The sequence below is a fragment of the Pseudoflavonifractor gallinarum genome (assembly GCF_014982855.1).
Taxonomy (GTDB): domain Bacteria; phylum Bacillota; class Clostridia; order Oscillospirales; family Oscillospiraceae; genus Pseudoflavonifractor_A; species Pseudoflavonifractor_A gallinarum.
This window is the reverse complement of the sequence record NZ_JADCKF010000026.1, coordinates 1-1,715: the sequence shown is the minus strand read 5'-3', so window position 1 is coordinate 1,715 and position 1,715 is coordinate 1. Positions and strand designations below refer to the sequence as shown.

Sequence of the window (1,715 nt, the reverse complement as noted above, 5' to 3'; positions counted from 1 at the left end):
GAATTGCAGCTGTCGGTGTATCCGGGGGGAGACGCACTGCGCCAGCATTACCTGGGTCACCTCACCGATGTGGTCATGGTGTCCGCTGACAGTTTGACGGCGGAGCGGCTGGGCGGCGCAGACTATGACGGCGACCTCATCAAGACCATTGCCGATCCCATCCTGAACCGCTGCGTCAAGCGGAACTATGACTACGATGTCCACCAGCAGCTCTCCAACAACGCCAATCTGCCCCTGCTGAAGATCCCCGCCCTCTCCGCACCCAAGTCTGACGCCAACGACTGGCAGGCTCGTTTCCAGACGGTGGAGAACACCTTTGCCGCCCGCATTGGACAGATCTGCAACGCCGCCCTGGACCGCAGCGTCATCGCCTACAACGACCACGCCGACCCGGAGGAGCGCAAGCGGTGCCGCCGGGACTTGGAAGCCCTGGCCATCTACAGCGGGTTGGAAATTGACGCGGCCAAGACCGGTGTGCGTCCTAACCTGGATGAATTTCTGGGCGGACGGAGGGTAAAGCGCACACCGTTCCTCCAGTATAAGTATCTGGCCGAGCGTGCGGAGGAGCGCCGCCGCGCCTGGTATGAGCCCACCCACCGGGAGCGGCTGGAGGCTTTCTTTGCCGGGATCAACTGGGACACGGTGGACTCCCCGGTGGAGCGATTGCCCTGGCTGGCCCGCCAGCTGGAGCGCAACACGCCCAAGATTCAGGAGAAACCGGCAAAGGACGGCGAGTTATTTACTTTCGCCCAGGAGCGAAACTGGAAGAGGCAGCTGGATGAGAAAACACTTTCTTCTGTTTCTACCTTGCTGTGGGACTACGAGCACTGCCTCTCCCGCATCCGGGCCTGCCGCGCTCCCGCCAAGGGACAGCAGCGAAAAACGGACATCGACCGCATCCTCTACGCAGAGGACAAGAGGAACTCTACGACAGCGACGAGCTGTACGCCTTCTTCCAGCAGCTTTCCCCGGAGCGTATCGCCGCTCTGCGAAAGGCCATCGTAGACCAGCAGTGGCACCTGATGACAGAAGGGCAGAGAGAAACATTCCTGCGGGAGTGGCTGCCGGAGGGAGCCAACTACTACGATCTCCTGACCGACTTCCGCCATGGCGGGTTCCGTCTGCTGGGAGATCTGGTCTGTGATATGGACGATCTGGCGACAGCCCGGGAACGGAAGCAGCTCCGCCGCCCGGCGGATTCCCCGGCCTTCCAGAAGATGATGGAGGCCTATCTGTCTGCCCCCTTCAGCGGCAACGAGCGGGCCGTGGTGTCTAAGGCCTGCCGCAAGCTGCTGAACAAGATCGTCCGGCCCAGCCTGGCGGTGCCCTATGTGGTGGCCCTGGGCAAGCGAAACCTGCTGTGGGATCTGCTGCCGGACCACATTGAGGAACATGTTCTGGAGGTAGACCATGCTGAATGAGTGGAACGAGTTTCAGGACTATGCTGGTGCGGTAGACTACACCGCCCGGAACAAGCAGGACACCACTTATCTGGGCCGCTTTACCTTCGACACCATCCTTGATTTCGAGGGACTCAACCGGGTGCTGACCATCCTGGCAAGAGGGTTTCTGTTTCATAACGAGAATGGCAGCTCCACCGAAGCACCCCGGGAACGCATCGACTATGCCAAGCGGGGCTTATGCGCCTGGTGCAGTGTGCCGGACAACAAAAAAGCCACGCCCCGGGAGGCGTGGCAGTTCGGCAGTGATTTTGG

At 61.0% G+C, this 1,715-nt stretch carries 2 protein-coding genes and 1 pseudogene; all 3 read left to right on the top strand.

Annotation, left to right across the window (positions count from 1 at the left end):
• On the top strand, nt 1-1,005 hold a 1,005-nt coding region (locus tag INF37_RS15505), incomplete at its 5' end, for an RNA dependent RNA polymerase (protein WP_408004157.1).
• Nucleotides 1,006-1,022: 17 nt separating this feature from the next.
• On the top strand, nt 1,023-1,421 hold the full coding sequence (locus tag INF37_RS15500; protein WP_193539407.1) for a hypothetical protein: 399 nt from the start codon (nt 1,023-1,025) through the stop codon (nt 1,419-1,421).
• Nucleotides 1,411-1,715 (top strand): annotated as a pseudogene (locus INF37_RS15495) (hypothetical protein); the annotation flags it as partial. The gene INF37_RS15500 and the pseudogene INF37_RS15495, both read left to right, overlap by 11 nt.